Source organism: Variovorax multivorans (assembly GCF_051216835.1).
Classification (GTDB): domain Bacteria; phylum Pseudomonadota; class Gammaproteobacteria; order Burkholderiales; family Burkholderiaceae_C; genus Variovorax.
In genome coordinates, this window is sequence record NZ_JBPJZL010000010.1 from 111,370 (window position 1) to 128,209 (window position 16,840).

15 protein-coding genes are annotated in these 16,840 nt (G+C 68.4%); all 15 read left to right on the plus strand.

Annotation, left to right across the window (positions count from 1 at the left end):
- Position 1: 1 nt before the first annotated feature.
- The 15 genes from ACSFCA_RS25310 to ACSFCA_RS25380 all read left to right on the plus strand — a co-directional run bounded on the left by ACSFCA_RS25310 (position 2) and on the right by ACSFCA_RS25380 (position 16,819).
- Positions 2-775 carry a 4'-phosphopantetheinyl transferase family protein gene (locus tag ACSFCA_RS25310; RefSeq protein WP_435461434.1) on the plus strand — a complete coding sequence of 258 codons (774 nt, stop codon included), beginning with the start codon at positions 2-4 and terminating at the stop codon, positions 773-775.
- Positions 772-1,593: a serine aminopeptidase domain-containing protein gene (locus ACSFCA_RS25315; RefSeq protein WP_258354961.1), complete on the plus strand. Its 822-nt coding sequence runs from the start codon at positions 772-774 to the stop codon at positions 1,591-1,593. The genes ACSFCA_RS25310 and ACSFCA_RS25315 overlap by 4 nt, the downstream gene beginning before the upstream one ends.
- A gap of 1 nt (position 1,594) precedes the next feature.
- A complete protein-coding gene (locus tag ACSFCA_RS25320) occupies positions 1,595-2,527 on the plus strand; it encodes an alpha/beta hydrolase family protein (protein WP_435461435.1) in 933 nt (310 codons plus the stop codon).
- Positions 2,528-2,594: 67 nt separating this feature from the next.
- Entirely contained in the window at positions 2,595-3,806 is a 1,212-nt protein-coding gene (locus ACSFCA_RS25325) for a polysaccharide biosynthesis/export family protein (protein ID WP_258354963.1), read from the plus strand.
- A 36-nt stretch (positions 3,807-3,842) separates the two neighbouring features.
- Positions 3,843-6,176 (plus strand): polysaccharide biosynthesis tyrosine autokinase, encoded by a 2,334-nt coding sequence (locus ACSFCA_RS25330; RefSeq protein WP_258354964.1) that lies wholly within the window; start codon positions 3,843-3,845, stop codon positions 6,174-6,176.
- A complete protein-coding gene (locus tag ACSFCA_RS25335) occupies positions 6,173-6,889 on the plus strand; it encodes a sugar transferase (protein ID WP_258354965.1) in 717 nt (238 codons plus the stop codon). Before ACSFCA_RS25330 ends, ACSFCA_RS25335 begins: the two co-directional genes overlap by 4 nt.
- 79 nt (positions 6,890-6,968) lie before the next feature.
- Positions 6,969-7,967, plus strand: coding sequence for a GDP-L-fucose synthase family protein (locus ACSFCA_RS25340; RefSeq protein WP_258354966.1), 999 nt, complete (start codon positions 6,969-6,971; stop codon positions 7,965-7,967).
- A 34-nt stretch (positions 7,968-8,001) separates the two neighbouring features.
- A complete protein-coding gene (locus tag ACSFCA_RS25345) occupies positions 8,002-9,327 on the plus strand; it encodes a hypothetical protein (protein WP_093074422.1) in 1,326 nt (441 codons plus the stop codon).
- Between the two features lie 11 nt (positions 9,328-9,338).
- Complete coding sequence (locus tag ACSFCA_RS25350; RefSeq protein WP_435461436.1) at positions 9,339-10,436, plus strand: glycosyltransferase; 1,098 nt, start codon at positions 9,339-9,341, stop codon at positions 10,434-10,436.
- Positions 10,433-11,392 carry a hypothetical protein gene (locus ACSFCA_RS25355; RefSeq protein ID WP_435461437.1) on the plus strand — a complete coding sequence of 320 codons (960 nt, stop codon included), beginning with the start codon at positions 10,433-10,435 and terminating at the stop codon, positions 11,390-11,392. Before ACSFCA_RS25350 ends, ACSFCA_RS25355 begins: the two co-directional genes overlap by 4 nt.
- Before the next feature lie 45 nt (positions 11,393-11,437).
- Positions 11,438-12,370: a hypothetical protein gene (locus ACSFCA_RS25360; protein ID WP_435461438.1), complete on the plus strand. Its 933-nt coding sequence runs from the start codon at positions 11,438-11,440 to the stop codon at positions 12,368-12,370.
- Between the two features lie 20 nt (positions 12,371-12,390).
- A complete protein-coding gene (locus ACSFCA_RS25365; protein ID WP_435461439.1) occupies positions 12,391-13,650 on the plus strand; it encodes a lipopolysaccharide biosynthesis protein in 1,260 nt (419 codons plus the stop codon).
- Positions 13,647-14,894 carry a glycosyltransferase WbuB gene (locus ACSFCA_RS25370; RefSeq protein WP_435461440.1) on the plus strand — a complete coding sequence of 416 codons (1,248 nt, stop codon included), beginning with the start codon at positions 13,647-13,649 and terminating at the stop codon, positions 14,892-14,894. Before ACSFCA_RS25365 ends, ACSFCA_RS25370 begins: the two co-directional genes overlap by 4 nt.
- A gap of 28 nt (positions 14,895-14,922) precedes the next feature.
- Positions 14,923-16,047, plus strand: a complete 1,125-nt coding sequence (galE, locus tag ACSFCA_RS25375) for a UDP-glucose 4-epimerase GalE (protein WP_435461441.1) — start codon at positions 14,923-14,925, stop codon at positions 16,045-16,047.
- The gene (locus ACSFCA_RS25380) at positions 16,040-16,819 is read left to right on the plus strand and encodes a LuxR C-terminal-related transcriptional regulator (protein ID WP_093058343.1); all 780 of its coding nucleotides are present in this window, start codon (positions 16,040-16,042) and stop codon (positions 16,817-16,819) included. Before galE ends, ACSFCA_RS25380 begins: the two co-directional genes overlap by 8 nt.
- The last annotated feature ends 21 nt before the right edge of the window (positions 16,820-16,840 follow it).

Genomic DNA, 16,840 nt, shown 5'->3' on the forward strand with positions numbered 1-16,840 from the left:
CATGAACAGCTCCGCCTACGCACTTTCCATCGACGCGCCGGTCTGCCGGTACGTCGATCTGGACAGCTTCACCGACCTGCTGCCCGCCCAGGTGCTCTCCGAAGAAGAATGCGCGCGCGCCGAGAACCTGCGTTCCCCCATCGACCGCCAGCGCTTTGTGGCCGCGCACATCGCGCTGCGGCAGGCGCTCAGCGAGTACACGGGCCTGCACAACGCCGCGCTGCAACTGTCCACCGGCTCCTTCGGCAGGCCTTCGCTGTCGGGTCACACGCGCACCCAGTTCTCGCTGAGCCACAGCCAGGGCCTGGCCTTGATCGCCATCGGCGGGCGCGGCCCGCTGGGCGCCGACGTCGAGCTGCTGCGACCGGTGCCGGATGCGGCGGTGCTCGCGGCGGAATACTTCACCCACCGCGAACAGGAAGCGCTGGCCGCCCTGCCCGCGCACGAGCGCGACCGTGCCTTCCTGACCTGCTGGAGCCGCAAGGAAGCCTGCCTGAAGGCTATCGGCGTGGGCCTGCTGGTGTCGTCGCAGACCTTCGAGGTGGGCCTGACGCCGGAGCGCCGCAGCGTCGAGCTGTCGGTGGCCGGCCGCATCCTGTGGCTGGTGGTGGGGCCGGCACCCGAGCGGCTCGACTGCGTGGGCTCGCTCGCCGAATGGCGCCAGACCGAAGCCCGCGCCCAGTCGTTCGGGTCGGATGACGGCGGCACGCGCATGAGCCAGCTGACCGCTCCCAAGGCGAACACCGCAGCGCGCTACGCAGGGGCCGCGCAATGACCCGCTTCACGCCGCTCATGTTCGGACCGGCCTCGCGCCAGGTCTTCGGCGTGTTCCATGCCGCCGACGAAGACCGGGCCGAGAACACCGCGGTGCTCCTGTGCCCGCCCTTCGGGCAGGAGGGCCTGCGCACCCATCGCTTCTTCAAGGTGCTGGCCGAGCGCCTCTCGCGCGCCGGCATCGCCACGCTGCGCTTCGACTTCTACGGATCGGGCGACTCACCCGGCGACGAGAGCGAGGGCGAACTCGACGGCTGGCGCCGCGACCTGTGCTCGGCGCACGAGGAACTGCGCCGGCGCGCGCCGGGCGCCTCCATCGTGTGGATCGGCGCACGGCTCGGCGCCACGCTCGCCGTGCTGGCCGCGCGCGGCGGACGCTGCGACCCCGTGCGGCTGGTGCTGTGGGAACCGGTGATCGACGGACGCCGCTATGCGCGGCAGCTGCGCGAACAGCACGTGGCCGCCATCGACACGACCTTCTGCATTCCCGACCTGGCCTGGCGCCGCGGCCTCGTGCAGGAGCCCGACGCGCTGCCCGAGGAGGCCCTGGGCACCGCGCTCTCGCCCGCGCTGCGCGCGCAACTCGCGGCGCTGGTTCCCGAGTCGCTGCCGCTCACTGCCCTGCACGACACGCTGGTGCTGGCCGAGCCCGACGACGAACGCACCGCGCAATGGGCGGCCGACCAGCAATCGCGCCACATGCCGGTTCGCCTCGCGTACTTCAAGCACCAGCTCGACTGGGCCTCCGACCCGTATCCCAACAGCGCGATGGTCCCGGCCGATGCGCTCAACCGCCTCCAGGGGGCTCTTCATGAATGACATGACGACAGCAAGAGCAACGCAGACGCCGATGCGCTTCGGCCCCGGCGAGGCGCTGGTGGGCATGCTTACGGCGCCCGCGCAGCAGACGCCGGGCGGCATTGCCTGCCTCATGTTCAACATGGGCGCCAACCACCGCGTGGGCCCGCGCCGCATCAACGTGAAGCTGGCGCACGTGCTGGCCGCGCGCGGCGTGAGCAGCCTGCGCTTCGACCTGGGCGGCGTGGGTGACAGCGACGCGCTCGACACCTCGCCCGACCTGCAGGCGCGTGCCGTGCACGGCCTGCAGGCGGCCATGGACATCGCCGAACGCATGCTGGGTGCCCGGCAGTTCGTGATCGTCGCCATGTGCTCGGGCGTGGAACATGCCATGTCGGCGGCCCTGGCCGATGCGCGCGTGGTGGCGGTGTCGCTGTTCGACGGCTTCGCCTTCCCCGAGCGGCGCGCCCGCTGGGAGCGCAACCTGCGCCGCGCGCTGGCCGCGCCCGCGCACCCGTCCTTTCCCGGCAAGGCCAGGCGCTGGCTGCAGCGCCACTTTTCGCGCAGCCACTCGACAACAGCGCTGCCCGGCTTCTTCGCGGAGAAGCGCGCGCCTGAAGTCAATGCGGCCTGGTTCGGCACTGCGCTGCAGAGCCTGGTCGAACGCAAGGTGGCGGTGCAGCTGCTGTATTCGGGCTCGCTGCATGTATGCGACCGCGGCCGCGACCAGCTCGGCGCCTTCGCCCGCCTGCCCTTCACGCAGGCAGTGCAGTACGAGTTCATGGGCGAGGTCGATCACACCGTCTGCACGGAGAAGGGGCAGCGGCTGTTCCTCCAGTGTGTCGGCGATTGGGTCACCGACCGCTGCTTCGGCGCCAGCACCGAACGACGCAGCCAGAGCCGCCCGCTCGCGGGCGCCGAACACGCCATGCCCACCACCTGGGCTGCGCCCTGAGGCGAGCCCTCTCACCCTTTCATTCACCCCGAGCACCCACCTTCAACCGGCCGTCAAGGAGATCACCATGCAACGCAAAGATCCAGCGACGCAGTCATGCGGAACGCGCCCTCTCGCAATCCGTGCCCAGGCACAGGTGGAGTCCCGCTTGCGATGGCTTGGCCTGGCCCTGCTGCTATCCCTCGGGCTGGTCGCGCTTTCGGGCTGCGCGCCGGGCTTCGGCTCGGTGGGCCCGCTGGGCTTCGACCGCTCAACGGGTGACAGCACGGCCTCCGCCGGCAGCGGCAAGGTCATTGCGATCACGCCCGACCTGATCCGCGCGCAGATCGCGCAGAAGCCCAAGAGCGTGCCCGACAGCATCAAGCGCCTGTTCGCCGCGCCGCCGACCTACACCATCGGGCCGGGAGACGTGGTCGGCATCATCGTGTACGACCACCCCGAGTTGCTGCCGAACGCCGGCGCGGTGATCGCGCAGCAGTCCGACCCGACCGGCGTGACTGTTGCGCCCGGCTTCATCGTCGATGCCAAGGGTGAGATCTTCTTCCCCTACATCGGGCGTGCCAAGCTGCAGGGCCTGACGGAGAGCGGCGCGTCGGAGCTGGTCGCGAAGCGCATCAAGGCCTTCGTGAAAGACCCGCAGGTCTCGGTGCGCATCCAGTCGTTCCGCAGCCAGCGTGCCTACGTGCAGGGCGAGGTGCGCACGCCCGGCCTGCAGATCTTCACCGACGTGCCGATGACGCTGTCGGAGGCCATCAGCCGCGCCGGCAGCTTCACGCAGGCCGGAGACCGTTCGCGCATCACGCTGACGCGCGGCGGTGTCTCGACGGAGATCAACCTGCCGGTGCTCCAGGCCCTGGGCGCCGACGGCAACAACATCCCGCTGCGCAACGGCGACGTGGTGAACGTCGGCACCCGCGAGGACAGCCGGGTCTACGTGATGGGCGAAGTCAAGGCGCCGTCGGCGCTGCAGATGCGCAACAACGGTCGGCTGAGCCTGAACGAGGCGCTGGGAGACGCGGGCGGACCCGACCTGGCCACCTCCGACCCCGGCCAGATCTACGTGGTGCGCAACTCACCCGACAACCTCGACGTGCAGCAGGTCTACAACCTCAACGCGAAGAACCCGGTGGCGCTCGCGCTGGCCGACCGCTTCGAGCTGCAGCCGCGCGACGTGGTGTACGTCGATCGCGTGCCGCTGGTCAGCCTGAGCCGCGTGTTCGGCCTGATTCTGCCGGCCGCCCAGGTCATCAACCTTGCCCGCGACACCGCACGCCGGTAAGCGCCCAGCCCCCCGCAACAGGAAAAGGTGAATCCCATGAACGCGCGTTGGCAACCTACGCTTCCCGCACCCGCGGCAGCCCCCGTGACGGTGCTCGAGACCACCGCCTGGACCCGGGAATCCCGGTTCCACGAATACCTCGACATCCTGATCGACAGCCGCTGGCTGATTGCCATCATCGCGGCACTGGCCCTGTTGGTGGGCGTGGGCTACGCGCTGTTCGGCCAGCGCATGTACGAGGCCAACATCCTCATCCAGGTCGAGGACCCCGACCGCTCGGGCGGCAACTTCCCAGGTGACGCCAACGGCGGCGGGGGCATCAGCGTGAAGACGTCGACCGCCGGCGAGACCGAGATCCTGCGCTCGCGCATGGTGCTCGGCCAGGCCATGGAGAACACCAAGCTCTTCATCAGCGCCAAGCCGCTCTACACGCCGGTGGTGGGCGAGTTCCTCGCGCGGCATTCGAGCCATCTCTCCACCCCCGGCATCTTCGGCATGGGCAACTACGTCTCGGGCACCGAGCAGATTGCCGTGGCGCAGATGGACGTGCCGAGCGCATTCGAGGGCAAGAAGTTCACGCTGATCGCGGGCGAAGGCGGCAACTACACGCTGACCAACCCGGACCTGGAAACGCCGCTGACTGGCAAGGCCGGCGTGCCGCTGGATGCCACCGTGCCCGGCGGCGCACTGCACCTGCTGGTGGGTTCGTTCGAGGCCCAGCCCGGCGGCGCCTTCGAGCTGGTGCGCTACTCGAAGCAACTCACCCTGCTGGGGCTGCAGAAAGACCTGCGCGTGGTCGAGAAAGGCAAGCAATCCGGCGTGATGGACGTCAGCCTGCAGGCCGAGAACCGCGGCCAGCTGGCCAACGTGCTCAACGAGATCTCGCGCCTGTACGTGCGCCAGAACATTGACCAGAAGACGGTGCAGGCCGAGCGCGCGCTGTCCTTCCTGGGCACCGAGCTGCCCAAGTTCAAGCAGCAGCTGGAGCAGTCGGAAGACGCCTACAACCAGTACCGCAACCAGAACGGCACCATCAACCTGGACGACGAGGCCCGCAATGCCCTGGCGCAGAACGTGGACCTGCAGGCCAAGCTGCTCGATGCGAAGCAGAAGCGGCTGGACCTGGTGGGCCGCTTTACTTCCGCCCACCCGATGGTGCAGACGCTGGACTCGCAGATCGCTTCGCTGAAGAAAGAGCTCGGCGCGGTCGACGGCCGCATCCGCCGCATGCCCATGCTGCAGCAGAACTCGCTGCGCATGCAGCGCGACATCAAGGTCAACACCGACCTCTACGCGACGCTTCTGAACAGCTCGCTGCAGATGCGGCTGGCCAAGGAAGGCAAGGTTGCCAACGTGCGCGTGCTCGATCAGGCCCTGCTGGCCGAGAAGCCCGTGCGGCCGAAGCCGCTGATCGTCATCGCTCTGGCGCTGGCGGGCGGCCTGTTCCTCGGCGGCGCCGCGGCGTTGGCGCGCAAGAACCTGAAGCGCTCCATCGGCAACCCCGAGGACATCGAGGCCGTCACAGGCCTGAGCGTGTACAGCACGATTCCGCTGAGCACCCAGCAGCGCGTGCTCGACCGCGCCATCCGCACCGGCAAACCCGGCGTCAAGGTGCTGGCAGCGCTGCATGTGGAAGACCCGGCGCTGGAAGGCCTGCGCCGCCTGCGCACCACGCTGCAGTACGCGATGCTGGGCGCGCCCAACAACCGGGTGCTCATCTCCAGCGCCACGGCCGGCGCGGGCAAGACATTCGTGTCGTCGAACTTCGCCACGCTGCTCGCATCCTCGGGCAAGCGCGTGCTGCTGATCGACGGCGATCTGCGCCGCGGCAGCCTGAGCGAGGAGTTCGGCCTGCAGCGCAAGAACGGCCTGTCCGACGTGCTCGCCGGCGGCGTGCCGCTCGAGCAGGGCATCCACCACCGCGTGCTGCTGAACCTGGACGTGATGAGCGCGGGCACGCTGCATCCAGACCCCGCCGGCCTGATGGCCAGTGATGCTTTCGAGCACACGCTGGCAACGCTTTCCGCACGCTACGACGTGGTGATCGTCGATGCACCTCCCACGCTGCTGGCGTCGGAGACCGCCACTATGGCGCCGAGCATGGGCACGCTGCTGCTGGTGGCCCGGGCCGACAGCAGCGAGATGGGCGAGCTGGTGGAAAGCGCCAAGCGCCTGGCCCACGTGGGCGCGGCCTTCCACGGCGTGGTGTTCAACGCGGTGGACACCTCGCGGCGCCAGCACCGCAGCTATGGCTACGGCTACTACGGCTATGCCCCGGCCACAACAACACGCAGCGAACCCCACTACGCGCTGGACACGGCCGACACCGTCATGCCCAAACGCATCGAACCGGAGCACGCGACATCATGAGCACGATTCGATCGACCACCTCCGCAGGGCGAGGAACAGGTGGCTCGGCGCCCAACACGGCTGCCAACACGGCTGCGTACGGGCCGCTCGGCGGCTCGCCCTGGCTGCGCCATGCCAAGCGCGCGGCCGACATCCTGATGGCCGGCTCGTTCTTCGTTTTCTTCGGCTGGGCCTACGCGCTCATCTGGCTCGGCGTGCTCTACACCTCGGGCGGCCCGGCCATCTACATGCAGCCGCGCTACGGCAAGGACGGGCGCGTCTTCAAGTTCTACAAGTTCCGCTCGATGGTGGCCGACGCCGACGCGGTGCTGGCGCGCCACCTGCGCGAGAACGAGGCCGCGCGGCGCGAATGGGCGATCTACCAGAAGCTGGTGCACGACCCGCGCATCACCCGCTTCGGCGCCTTCCTGCGCAAGTACAGCATCGACGAATTCCCGCAGTTCTGGAACGTGCTCAAGGGCGACATGAGCATGGTCGGCCCGCGCCCCTGCATGTTCACGCAGAAGGATCTGTACGGCGACTACTGGGACCACTACTGCGCCGTGCGCCCGGGCATCACGGGCCTGTGGCAGATCAGCGGGCGCAACGAGATCAGCTACCGCCGCCGCGCCGCGATGGACGCGGAGTACGTGGCTCACCTGTCGCTGTGGCGGGACCTCGGGATCCTGCTGAAGACCTTCGGCGTGGTGACCGGTGCGCGCGGGTCGCGCTAGCCACGGCCATCACCTTTCCTTTCGATTTCTTTCGATTTCGTCTCCCTCGAACTTCATCAACCTCTTCACGAAAGCTCATATGCGTATCTTTGTTGCAGGTCATCGCGGCATGGTGGGTCAGGCGACGTCAAGGCGCCTGCGCGAACTGGGCCACGACGTGGTGACGCGAACCCACAGCGAACTCGACCTTCTCGACCAGGCGGCCGTGGCCCGTTTCTTCTCGACGGAGCAGATCGACCAGGTCTACCTGGCGGCGGCCAAGGTCGGCGGCATCCACGCCAACATGACCTACCCGGCGCAGTTCATCTACGAGAACCTGGCGATCGCCACCAACGTGACGCACCAGGCATTCGTTTCGGGCGTGAAGCGGCTGCTGTTCCTCGGCTCCAGCTGCATCTACCCGCGCATGGCGGAGCAGCCGATCCGCGAGGAATACTTGCTCAACGGCAAGCTCGAACCCACCAACGAGCCCTATGCGATCGCCAAGATCGCAGGCCTCAAGCTGTGCGAGAGCTACAACCGCCAGTACGGCGCCACGCACGGCATCGACTACCGCAGCGTGATGCCGACCAACCTGTATGGCCCCGGCGACAACTACCACCTTGAAAACAGCCACGTGGTGCCGGCGCTGATCCAGCGCTTTCACCTGGCGAAGATCAGCAATGCGCCAAGCGTGCTGATCTGGGGCAGCGGCCGCGCGCGGCGCGAGTTTTTGTACGTCGACGACATGGTCGAGGGCTGCATCGAGGTGATGAACCTGTCGCGCGCCGAGTACGACCGGCAGACCGACGCGATGCGCGGGCACATCAACCTCGGCACCGGCGAAGACGTGTCGATCGCCGAGCTCACCGAGCTGATCCGCGACGTGGTGGGCTACACCGGCGCCATCCGCTACGACCTCGCGCAGCCCGATGGCGCGCCGAGAAAGCTGCTCGACGTGTCGCGCGCCAGCAGCCTCGGATGGCACGCGACGGTGTCGCTGGCCGAAGGGCTTGGCCGCACCTACGCCGACTACCAGACGGCGATTCGCCCGGTCGAGGAAATCGACCCGATCCAGACGGCGCAGGTCGCCGCCTGAGCCAACCCGGCAGCCACACCACAGCAGGCCCACCATGCGAACCCTCTCCTTCTGGTCCGGCATCGTCTGCGCCATGCTGTGCGGCCTGGTCGACCCCGTGTGGGGCTATGCGGCGGTGTGCGCGCTGTCGCTGATCCAGCTCTCGCTGCTGGGCTCCTCGGGCTCCAGCGTGTTCCTGCTGATCCACTACGCGACGATCCTCACGTACTTCTCGATCGCGCCGGCGATGCAGATCTCGCACGACGTGGAGTTCTGGGAAGCAGGCGTGATGAGCACGGCGGCGCACACGCAGGCGCTGATGCTCCTGCTGCTGTACATGGCCGGCGTGGAGGCCGCGCGGCTGGGCGTGCCCGACGTACCCGCGCACCTGCCCGGGGGGCACGACCGGCGCCTGGTCGGCGTGGCCCACCCTCTTCTTCTGCTGCTGAGCTGCTCGCTCGCGGCCTTCGCCACGCTGTTCATCAAGCCCGAGCTCAACTTCGTGGCGCGCGGCCTCACTGGTACCAGCGGCGGCGAAGAGAACGTGCCGATCGACTTCATCTTCTATTCCACGCTGCCCAAGCTGGTGGTGCTGATGTGCTTCGTGGCCCTGGCCATCCACGCTGTGCGCCGTCGCACGCTGTGGTCCTGGTGCGCGGCAGGCCTGGCGTTCGGCCTGGCGTTGGCTGCAGCCAACCCGGTGAACACGGCGCGGCAGGTCTTGCTGATCGGGCTGCTGCCGCTGCTCATCCACGCCCTGGGGCGCAGCCGGCGCTGGCTTCTCGGCAGCGTGATCTTCGGCTCCATCGCGGGCCTGGGCCCGGTGCTGAACCTGATCTCGCGCGGCAGCTTCTGGGGCGAAGAGCTCACGACCTTTCCGTTCAGCCAGGACTTCGACGCCATGTTCGTGGTCGCGGGCATCCTGGAGCGCGCACCCATTCCCGATCTCGGCTGGGGCCGCTACCTGCTCTCGGCGTTCTCGTTCTTCCTGCCGCGCGACCTGAAGATGTTCCCGGACTTCGACCCGCTCGGCTGGTCGGCCATTCTTGGCAACTTCTCGCAGAGCAACCTGTCGCTGCCGCCCTTCACCACGGCGTATTTCGACTTCGGGTTGGCGGGGCCGGCGCTGTTCGGCTATGCGATCTCGGCGGGCTTTCGCGTGGTCGACCGCGCCATCGATCCGAACCGGCCGTTGTCGGGCTCCTACCTGTCGGCGCTGGTGCTGCTCGCCGCCTACGTGCCGTTCATGCGCGGCCCGATCCTGGGCTGGGGACCGTTCGCGGTTTCGGGCCTGATCGCCGCCGTCATTGCCGGCGCCCTGAGTTCCCGCGCCCGCCGGCCGCTACCGCGCGCGGTGCGTCACGGCCTTCCGAGTGCGTGAGGACGTCGCACATGGCCACCTACCTCTACTACGACACCGTGCGCCTGAACAAGGCGGCCGGCGGCGTGCTCAACGTGTCCGAGGTGCTGCTGCGCCACATGCGGATGTCGCGGGACGACCGCATCGAGCCGGTCAGCGAGCGGCATCCGCGCATCTACGCGCTGGCGCAGCGCCTGAAGATCAGCCGCTTCGTGCTCGACACGCTGCTCTACAACTTCCACTACCTGCGCGCGCTGCTCATGGGCGAGCAGCTGTTCTCGGTGTTTCCCAACTACTTCCTGCCGCTGACGCTGTTCGGGCGGCATCGCGATTCGATCGTCATCGTCCATGACCTGCAGTACAAGGCCTACCCGCAGTACTTCAGGCGCAGCAAGCGGCTCTTCCTGGACTGGAGCCTGTGGCGCGCGGCGCACAGCGCGGCGGACGTGGTCTTCATCAGCCGCAGCAGCCAGCTGGACTTCGAGCGCCATTTCGGCCACTGCGAGCATTCGGCTGTGATCTTCAACCCGGTGGACGCGCCCCGGGTCGCGGCGGCACCCACTACACCGGGTGCAGCAACGAATGCGGCCCCGGGCGAGCGCTACCTCATCGCGGCCTACCACTACTACCCGCACAAGAACTTCGGCGGCATCCTCGCCCTCTTCGAGCGCATGAAGCGCGCGGGCCTGGTCGACTACCTCGACATCACCGGCAACGGCGCGGCCGATGTCGAGCGCATGGTGGCCGCGCTGGCGCCCGAGGTGCGTGGCTCGGTGCGGCACCGGGGGCTGGTGTCGCGCGACGAACTGCTGCGGCTGTACCAGGGCGCCACCGCGTTCATCTCGCTGTCTACCTTCGAGGGCTTCAACCTCTCGGCGGCCGAGGCAGCAACGCTGGGCGTGCCGCTGCTGCTGTCGGACATTCCGGTGCACCGCGAGCTGTTCGCGGACTACGGCTTCTTCGTGGGCAGCGCTGCCAGCGACCCGTACCAGCTGGCCAAGCACCTCGCGCGCCACGAGCGCACGCATCCGGTGTGGGTCCATGCCACTGCCTGCGCGCCAGCCGCGGTCGCGGGGCGCTATCTCATGCTCAAGCGCGGCGCGCTGTCGCTCGCCCGGGCCATGCCATGACGAAATGGCCGTTCCCCGCGATGCGTTTTCTTGCAGCGCTGCTGTTGCTGGCAGTGATGCCGCTGGCCGGCCGCGCACAACCCGCGGGCACATCGGCGGGCGCCCCGATGCCGGGCTTCGGCGTGATGGTGCATTACCTGCCCGACAAGCAGTCGATCAACGAGATCAAGCGCTTCGATGTCGAGGCCTTCGCGTCGACGCTCGCGGACATGCGCGCCTCGCACCTGATCCTGACGCTGGGCCAGAACAACGGCCAGTACATCGCGCCCAATGCCGCGCTCGAAGTGCTCTGCCCGGGCAGCGCCGCGAACCGCTCGCCACGCGACCTGCCGATGGAAATCGGCCAGGCGCTGCGCAAGCGCGGCATCTCGCTGATCCTCTACCTGCCGTTTCGTGCGCCGCAGGCAGACCCTGCGCTGATGGATTGCCTGGGCGACGTGTCCGAGCAGGAGCCGCCGCCCGCACGCTTCATCGCCGCCTGGTCGAGCGTGATCCGTGACTGGTCGGAGCGCTACGGCTCGCTCGTGAGCGGCTGGTGGTTCGACGGTACCTACAACACGAAGGGCATCACGCCCGCCGGCTGGGAAATGCTGTGCAGCTCGGCCCGCACGGGCGCCGCCAACCGCTGGCTGGCCTTCAACGCAGGCGAAGGTGCCGAGCGCTTCAGCGTCAAGTCGGCGCCCTGCCAGAACCTGATGGCCGGTGAGTACATGCAGCCGCCCGCGCACCTCACCGCCCCGCCGTCGGAGCTGGCGCTCCATGTGCTGACGCCATTGAGCGCCTCGTGGGGCCGCGAGGCGCCGGCGCGCTTCACGGCGGCGCAGCTGCGCAGCTGGATTTCGGAAGCGGCCGCCGTGCGCGGCCTCTTCACGCTGGACATGCCCATCGACGCCGCCGGCCGCTTTCTTCCCGCGCACGTCGCGCTGATGAAGAGCGTTACGGCGCGCAAGCCCTGAACACAACGAATGCTGTCACATCCCATCAACCCTCAACCAAGCGCCATGAACCCAACCCTGCCCTTCATCGTCGTGGAAGACCGCCAGAACAAGACCCTCGCGCTGTGCCGCGAATCGGCGGCGCTGGCCGGCGAGCCGCTTTTCGTGCTGTCGGACACCGACGCGGGCCCGGCCTACGAACGCTTCTGCCGGTCCTACGTGCATCTGTCGAGCAACCCGCCGGAGTTCGAAAAGATCTGCTTTCGGCGCTACTTTCTCCTAGCGCAGTTTCTGGAATCCCACCCCGAAGTGCGCGAATTCGTGCTGATCGACAGCGATGTGCTGCTTTTTCAGGGTGCGGCGCCGCATATCGCGCGGCTTGCGGGCAAGTCCGACTTCTCTGGTTCCTGCATGCAGTCCGCGGACGGCTGGAACCCCTGCCAGATCTCGCCGCACGTGAGCTACTGGACCGCGAACGGCCTGCGCCGCTTCGTGGCCTACGTGCTCGACAGCTACGCCACCCCCTCGGGCCGCAGGAAGCTGCGCGACATTGCGGGGCGTTTTGCCGCGCGAGGTGTGCGCGGCGGCGTGTCCGACATGACCCTGCTCTATCTCTGGGCCCACGCCACGGGCAACGACGCCCCGATCAATCGGGTGCTCGACGGCACGGTCATCGACCACAACATCAACGGCATGCACAACCTTGAACGACGGGAGTTCAAGGTGCTTGGCGGCGCCAAGCGTATTGCGTACCGCGACGGCAAGGCCTGGCTGACGAGCACCGCCGGCGAACTGACGCGCGTGGTCGCCCTGCACTTCCAGGGCAGCGCCAAGATGGCCATGCCCTTCGCGCTGCGCGGCCACATGCACACCGTGGCGGCCGTGACCTACGCGCTGCAGATGGCCCGCCGCGCGAAGAACAACGCGTTCCGGGCCGGTGCATTCGTGCGCCGGCTGTTCGACACGGGCCGCGTGTCTCGCGCCCCGGTCGGCAAGTAAGCGTGAAGCCAGTCGACGCCATGAAGCACTTCAGCCTGTCACTTGCTCCGCCCGGCGCGCGCATGGCCTGGCTGTCGGGCCTGGGCGCGCTCGCTTCGCGGCTGTATGTGTACCTGTCGGGCTTTCTGGCGATCTTCCTGATGGCGGCGAGCATTTCGCCGGCGCGCTTCGGCGAGTACTCCATTTACCAGTCGGTCATGGAGGTGGCGCTGGTGATGGGCACGCTGGGCAGCTCGCTGCTGTTCTCGCGCAATGCGGCGAGCGTGCCGCCGGGCGTGACGCGCGGCGACGTGGTGCGCACGCTGGCCATCGGCCTGCCGCTGGCCACGGTGCTGGTGACGGTGATCCTCACGGTGCAGCACATGCCCGTGGGCGATGCGCCCTTCCTTCTGCTGGTGGCCACGCTGGCGGTCTTCTCGTTCAACAGCCTGCGGCTCTCGTTCGGTCGCGGCCTCGGCCACGCGGGGCTGCTCAACCTGGAGGGCGGCATCCGCGCGACCATCCTGGTCGTGGGCATCAGCCTGTGTGTAGCGGTGCGCTTCGACCTGGGCGTGGCGCACCTGCTGCTCATCAACCTGTTCGCCGTCGTGGTGGTGTGCGTGGCCGTCGGCCTGCCGGGCAACGGCGCAGCGCCACCAGCCGGGCGCGCCGCGCTCGGGTTGGCGTCGCAGGCCGGCGCGACGGTGTATTCGCTGCTCATGTTCCTGCTGCGCAAGTCGGACCTGCTCATCGTGGCGTACTTCATGCCGCTGAGCTACGTGGGGGCCTTCAAGCTCGCGTTCCTGCTGGCCGAGGCGCCGTCGCAGTTCGTGCAGGCCTTCCTGGTCACGAAGACGCCTGCGATGCTGGAGACGGACGCGGGCAACTTCACCGCGGCCAAGCTGCGCCTGGCGAAGCATTCCTTCCTGCTGGGCTGCGGGCTCTTCGTCGGGCTGGCCGCCCTCATCTCGGTGGCCGCGCCGCTGCTCAAGCTGGGCAACGAGGCGCGCACCATCTTCATGTGCATTGCGCCGTACTTCCTGCTGCGCACCTACACGATCCACCACGAGATGGTGCTGTCTCTGAAGACCTCGATGGGCTCGCTCGGCGCCTGGGCGCTGGTGGAAGTTGCGCTGCGGCTGGCGTCATACGGCGCGGTGGTAATGGTCTTTCCGGACAAGCCGCACTACGTGTTCTTCATTGCCTGCGTGACCGACTTCGTGCTGTACGAGACGCGCATGCGCCTGCAATTCGGCTTCTTCCCGATCGTGCGCCTGCTGACGCGGAGGCGGGCATCGTGAAGATCCTCGTCTACTCGATGAACTTCGCTCCCGAGTTGGCCGGCATCGGCAAGTACTCGGGCGAGATGGCCGAGTGGCTGCACGCCCGCGGGCACGAGGTGCGGGTGATTGCGTCGCCGCCCTTCTTTCCGCAGTGGTCGGTGCTCGAGGGCTACTCGGCCTGGGCCTACCGCAAGACCGACTGGAACGGCGTCACGGTGTGCCGTGCGCCCACCTGGGTGCCGTCGAAGCCTCGTGCGCTGGGACGCATCGGGCACCTGCTGTCTTTCACGCTGTCGAGCATTCCGCTGCTGCTGGCGCAACTGCGCTGGAAGCCTGACGTGGTGTTCGTGGTGGAGCCGCCCATCTCCTGCGCGCCGGCCGCGCTGTGCTTCGCGAAGCTGCTCGGCATCCGCTCCTGGCTGCACGTGCAGGACTACGAAGTGGACGCGGCATTCGGCCTCGGCTGGCTGCGCGGCGAGCGGGTGCGGCGCTTCGCCCTGGCCGCCGAGCGCTGGCTGATGCGCAAGTTCGACCGGGTGTCGTCCATCTCCTCCACGATGTGCACCAAGGCGCTGGAGAAAGGCGTGGACGAATCGCGGCTGGTGCTGTTTCCGAACTGGGTCGACGTGGAAGCCATCCAGCCCGTTGCGCGCCCGCCGGTGGTCGAAGGCGTGCCGGCGCAGGGCTTCCGGGCCGAGCTGAACATTCCCGCCGACGCGGTGGTCGTGCTCTACGCGGGCAGCCTCGGCAGCAAGCAGGGCATCGAGCTGCTGGCCGAGGCGGCGCGCCTGCTGGTGTGCTCCCACAACATCCACTTCGTGTTCTGCGGCAACGGCCCGAGCCGTGCCTCGCTGATGGACGCCTGCACCCGGCTGGGCAACACGCATTTTCTCGACCTGCAGCCTGCCGAAAGACTCAACGAACTGCTGGGCATGGCCGACATCCACGTGCTGCCCCAGCGCGCCGATGCTGCCGACCTCGTCATGCCGTCGAAGCTGGGCGGCATGCTCGCGAGCGGCCGCGCCGTGATCGTGACCGCGCACGCCGGCACCGCGCTCAGCGAGGCCGTGTGGGGCCGCGGCGTGGTGGTCGAGCCGGGCGATGCGGCCGCGCTGGCCGATGCCATCGAACAGCTCTCCATGTCGCCCGATACGCGCGAGCTGCTGGGTTCCGCCGGCCGCCGTTTCGCCGAGGCCGAACTTGACCGCAACGCAATCCTGCAGCGCCTCGAAGAGGAACTGCAGCGCTGCATCGCCGGCTGACGCGGCACCCCACACGAGGACCACGACCATGCCCAAGTCCACATCCGCACCCAGGATCCTCGTGACCGGCGGCGCCGGCTTCATCGGCAGCCACACCTGCGTGGCGCTGATCGCGGCGGGCTACCAGCCGGTGGTGCTCGACTCGCTCGTCAACAGCGACGCGCGCTCGCTGCAGCGGGTGGCGTGCATCACGGGGGTCGAACCCGTTCTCGTGCGCGGCGACGTGCGCGACGCGGCGGCGCTCGACCGCACGTTCGCGGCGCACGGGGTCGAAGCGGTCGTGCATCTCGCAGGGCTGAAGGCGGTCGGTGAATCTGTGGCCGACCCGGTGAGCTACTACGACGTCAACCTGGCCGGCACCCTGGCGCTGGTGCAAGCCATGGGCCGCGCCGATGTGCGCACGCTGGTGTTCTCCTCGTCGGCCACGGTGTACGGCGACTCGCAGCCCTCGCCCATTGCGGAGAGTGCACCTTACGGCGCGGTCAACCCTTATGGCCGCACCAAGGCGATGGTCGAGACCGTGCTGGCCGACCTGGCTCAGGCCGACGCACGCTGGGGCATTGCCTGCCTGCGCTACTTCAATCCCGTCGGTGCGCACGAAAGCGGCCTGCTCGGCGAGCGCCCGCACGGGCCGCCCAACAACCTGATGCCCTACATCTCGCAGGTTGCGGCCGGCGAGCGCGAATGCCTGGTGGTGCACGGCGCCGACTACGAAACGGCTGACGGCACCGGCGTGCGCGACTACGTGCACGTGATGGACGTGGCCGAAGGCCATGTGGCGGCGCTGCGCCATGCAGTGCGCCACAGCGGCATTCTCATGACCAACCTCGGCACCGGCCGTGGCGCCTCGGTGCTCGAAGTGGTGTCGGCCTTCGAGCGCGCGAGCGGTCGCCGCATTGCCCTGCGCATCGGGCCGCGCCGCCCCGGGGACGCGCCCGCCTACTGGGCCGATGCTCGCAGTGCATTTCTCGCCTTCGGCTGGCGCGCGCGCCGCGACCTCGACCAGATGTGCGCGGACAGCTGGCGCTGGCAGGCCGCGAACCCGCACGGCTTCGACGACCCGGCGCCGGCCTTTACCGCGGACCTTCCGCGCTTTCAGAGCAACGGCACCAGCACGCATATCAACTCCAACCTGGGACACACCCATGTCTGACAACCCATCCCCCTTTCTTGGCGAGCAGGCCGATGGCCGCTCGGGGTTTCCACCGGGCATCGTTCCGCCTGTTGCGCCGCTGTGGCCCGGCTTCCTGACGGGGCAGGAGGATGCGCCGGTGCGCGTGCTGCTCGTGGATGACGACGAGTTCATGCGCCGGGTGATCGCGCAGGAGCTGCTGTCTGACCTGCGCATCCAGCTCGAAGGCCAGGCCGGCAGCCTGCGCGATGGCCGCCGTCTGCTGGCCACGCACGAGTTCGACGTGTTGATGGTCGACCTGCGGCTGGGCGACGGCACCGGCTTCGACCTGATCCAGGAAGCCCGCGAGCAACATCGCACGGGAGAAATCATCGTGATCTCCGCGCTCGAGGACGAGTCACACGTGCTGCATGCCTTCGAGCTGGGCGCCACCGGCTACCTGCTGAAGGACGCGTGGCTCCAGAGCTTCGCGCAGGCCGTTCTGCAGGTGGTCAACGGTGGCGCGGCCATCACGCCCCGGCTGGCGCGCCGGCTGCTCTCGCGGCTGAGCCACCGGCCCGACAGCCGCACGCCGCCGTCGGTGGAGCCGCCCCCGCGCGAAGCGACGCTGACGGCGCGCGAGTGCGAGATCCTGCGCTTCGTGGCGCGCGGACACGTCACCGAGGAAATCGGCGTCAAGCTGGGCATCTCGGGGCAGACCGTCAACGCCCACATCAAGAACATCTACAAGAAATTGCACGTGCATTCGCGTGCCCAGGCCGTGAGCTATGCGGCGTACTCCGGCCTGATCTGAACCCCCACATCCCACCACAAC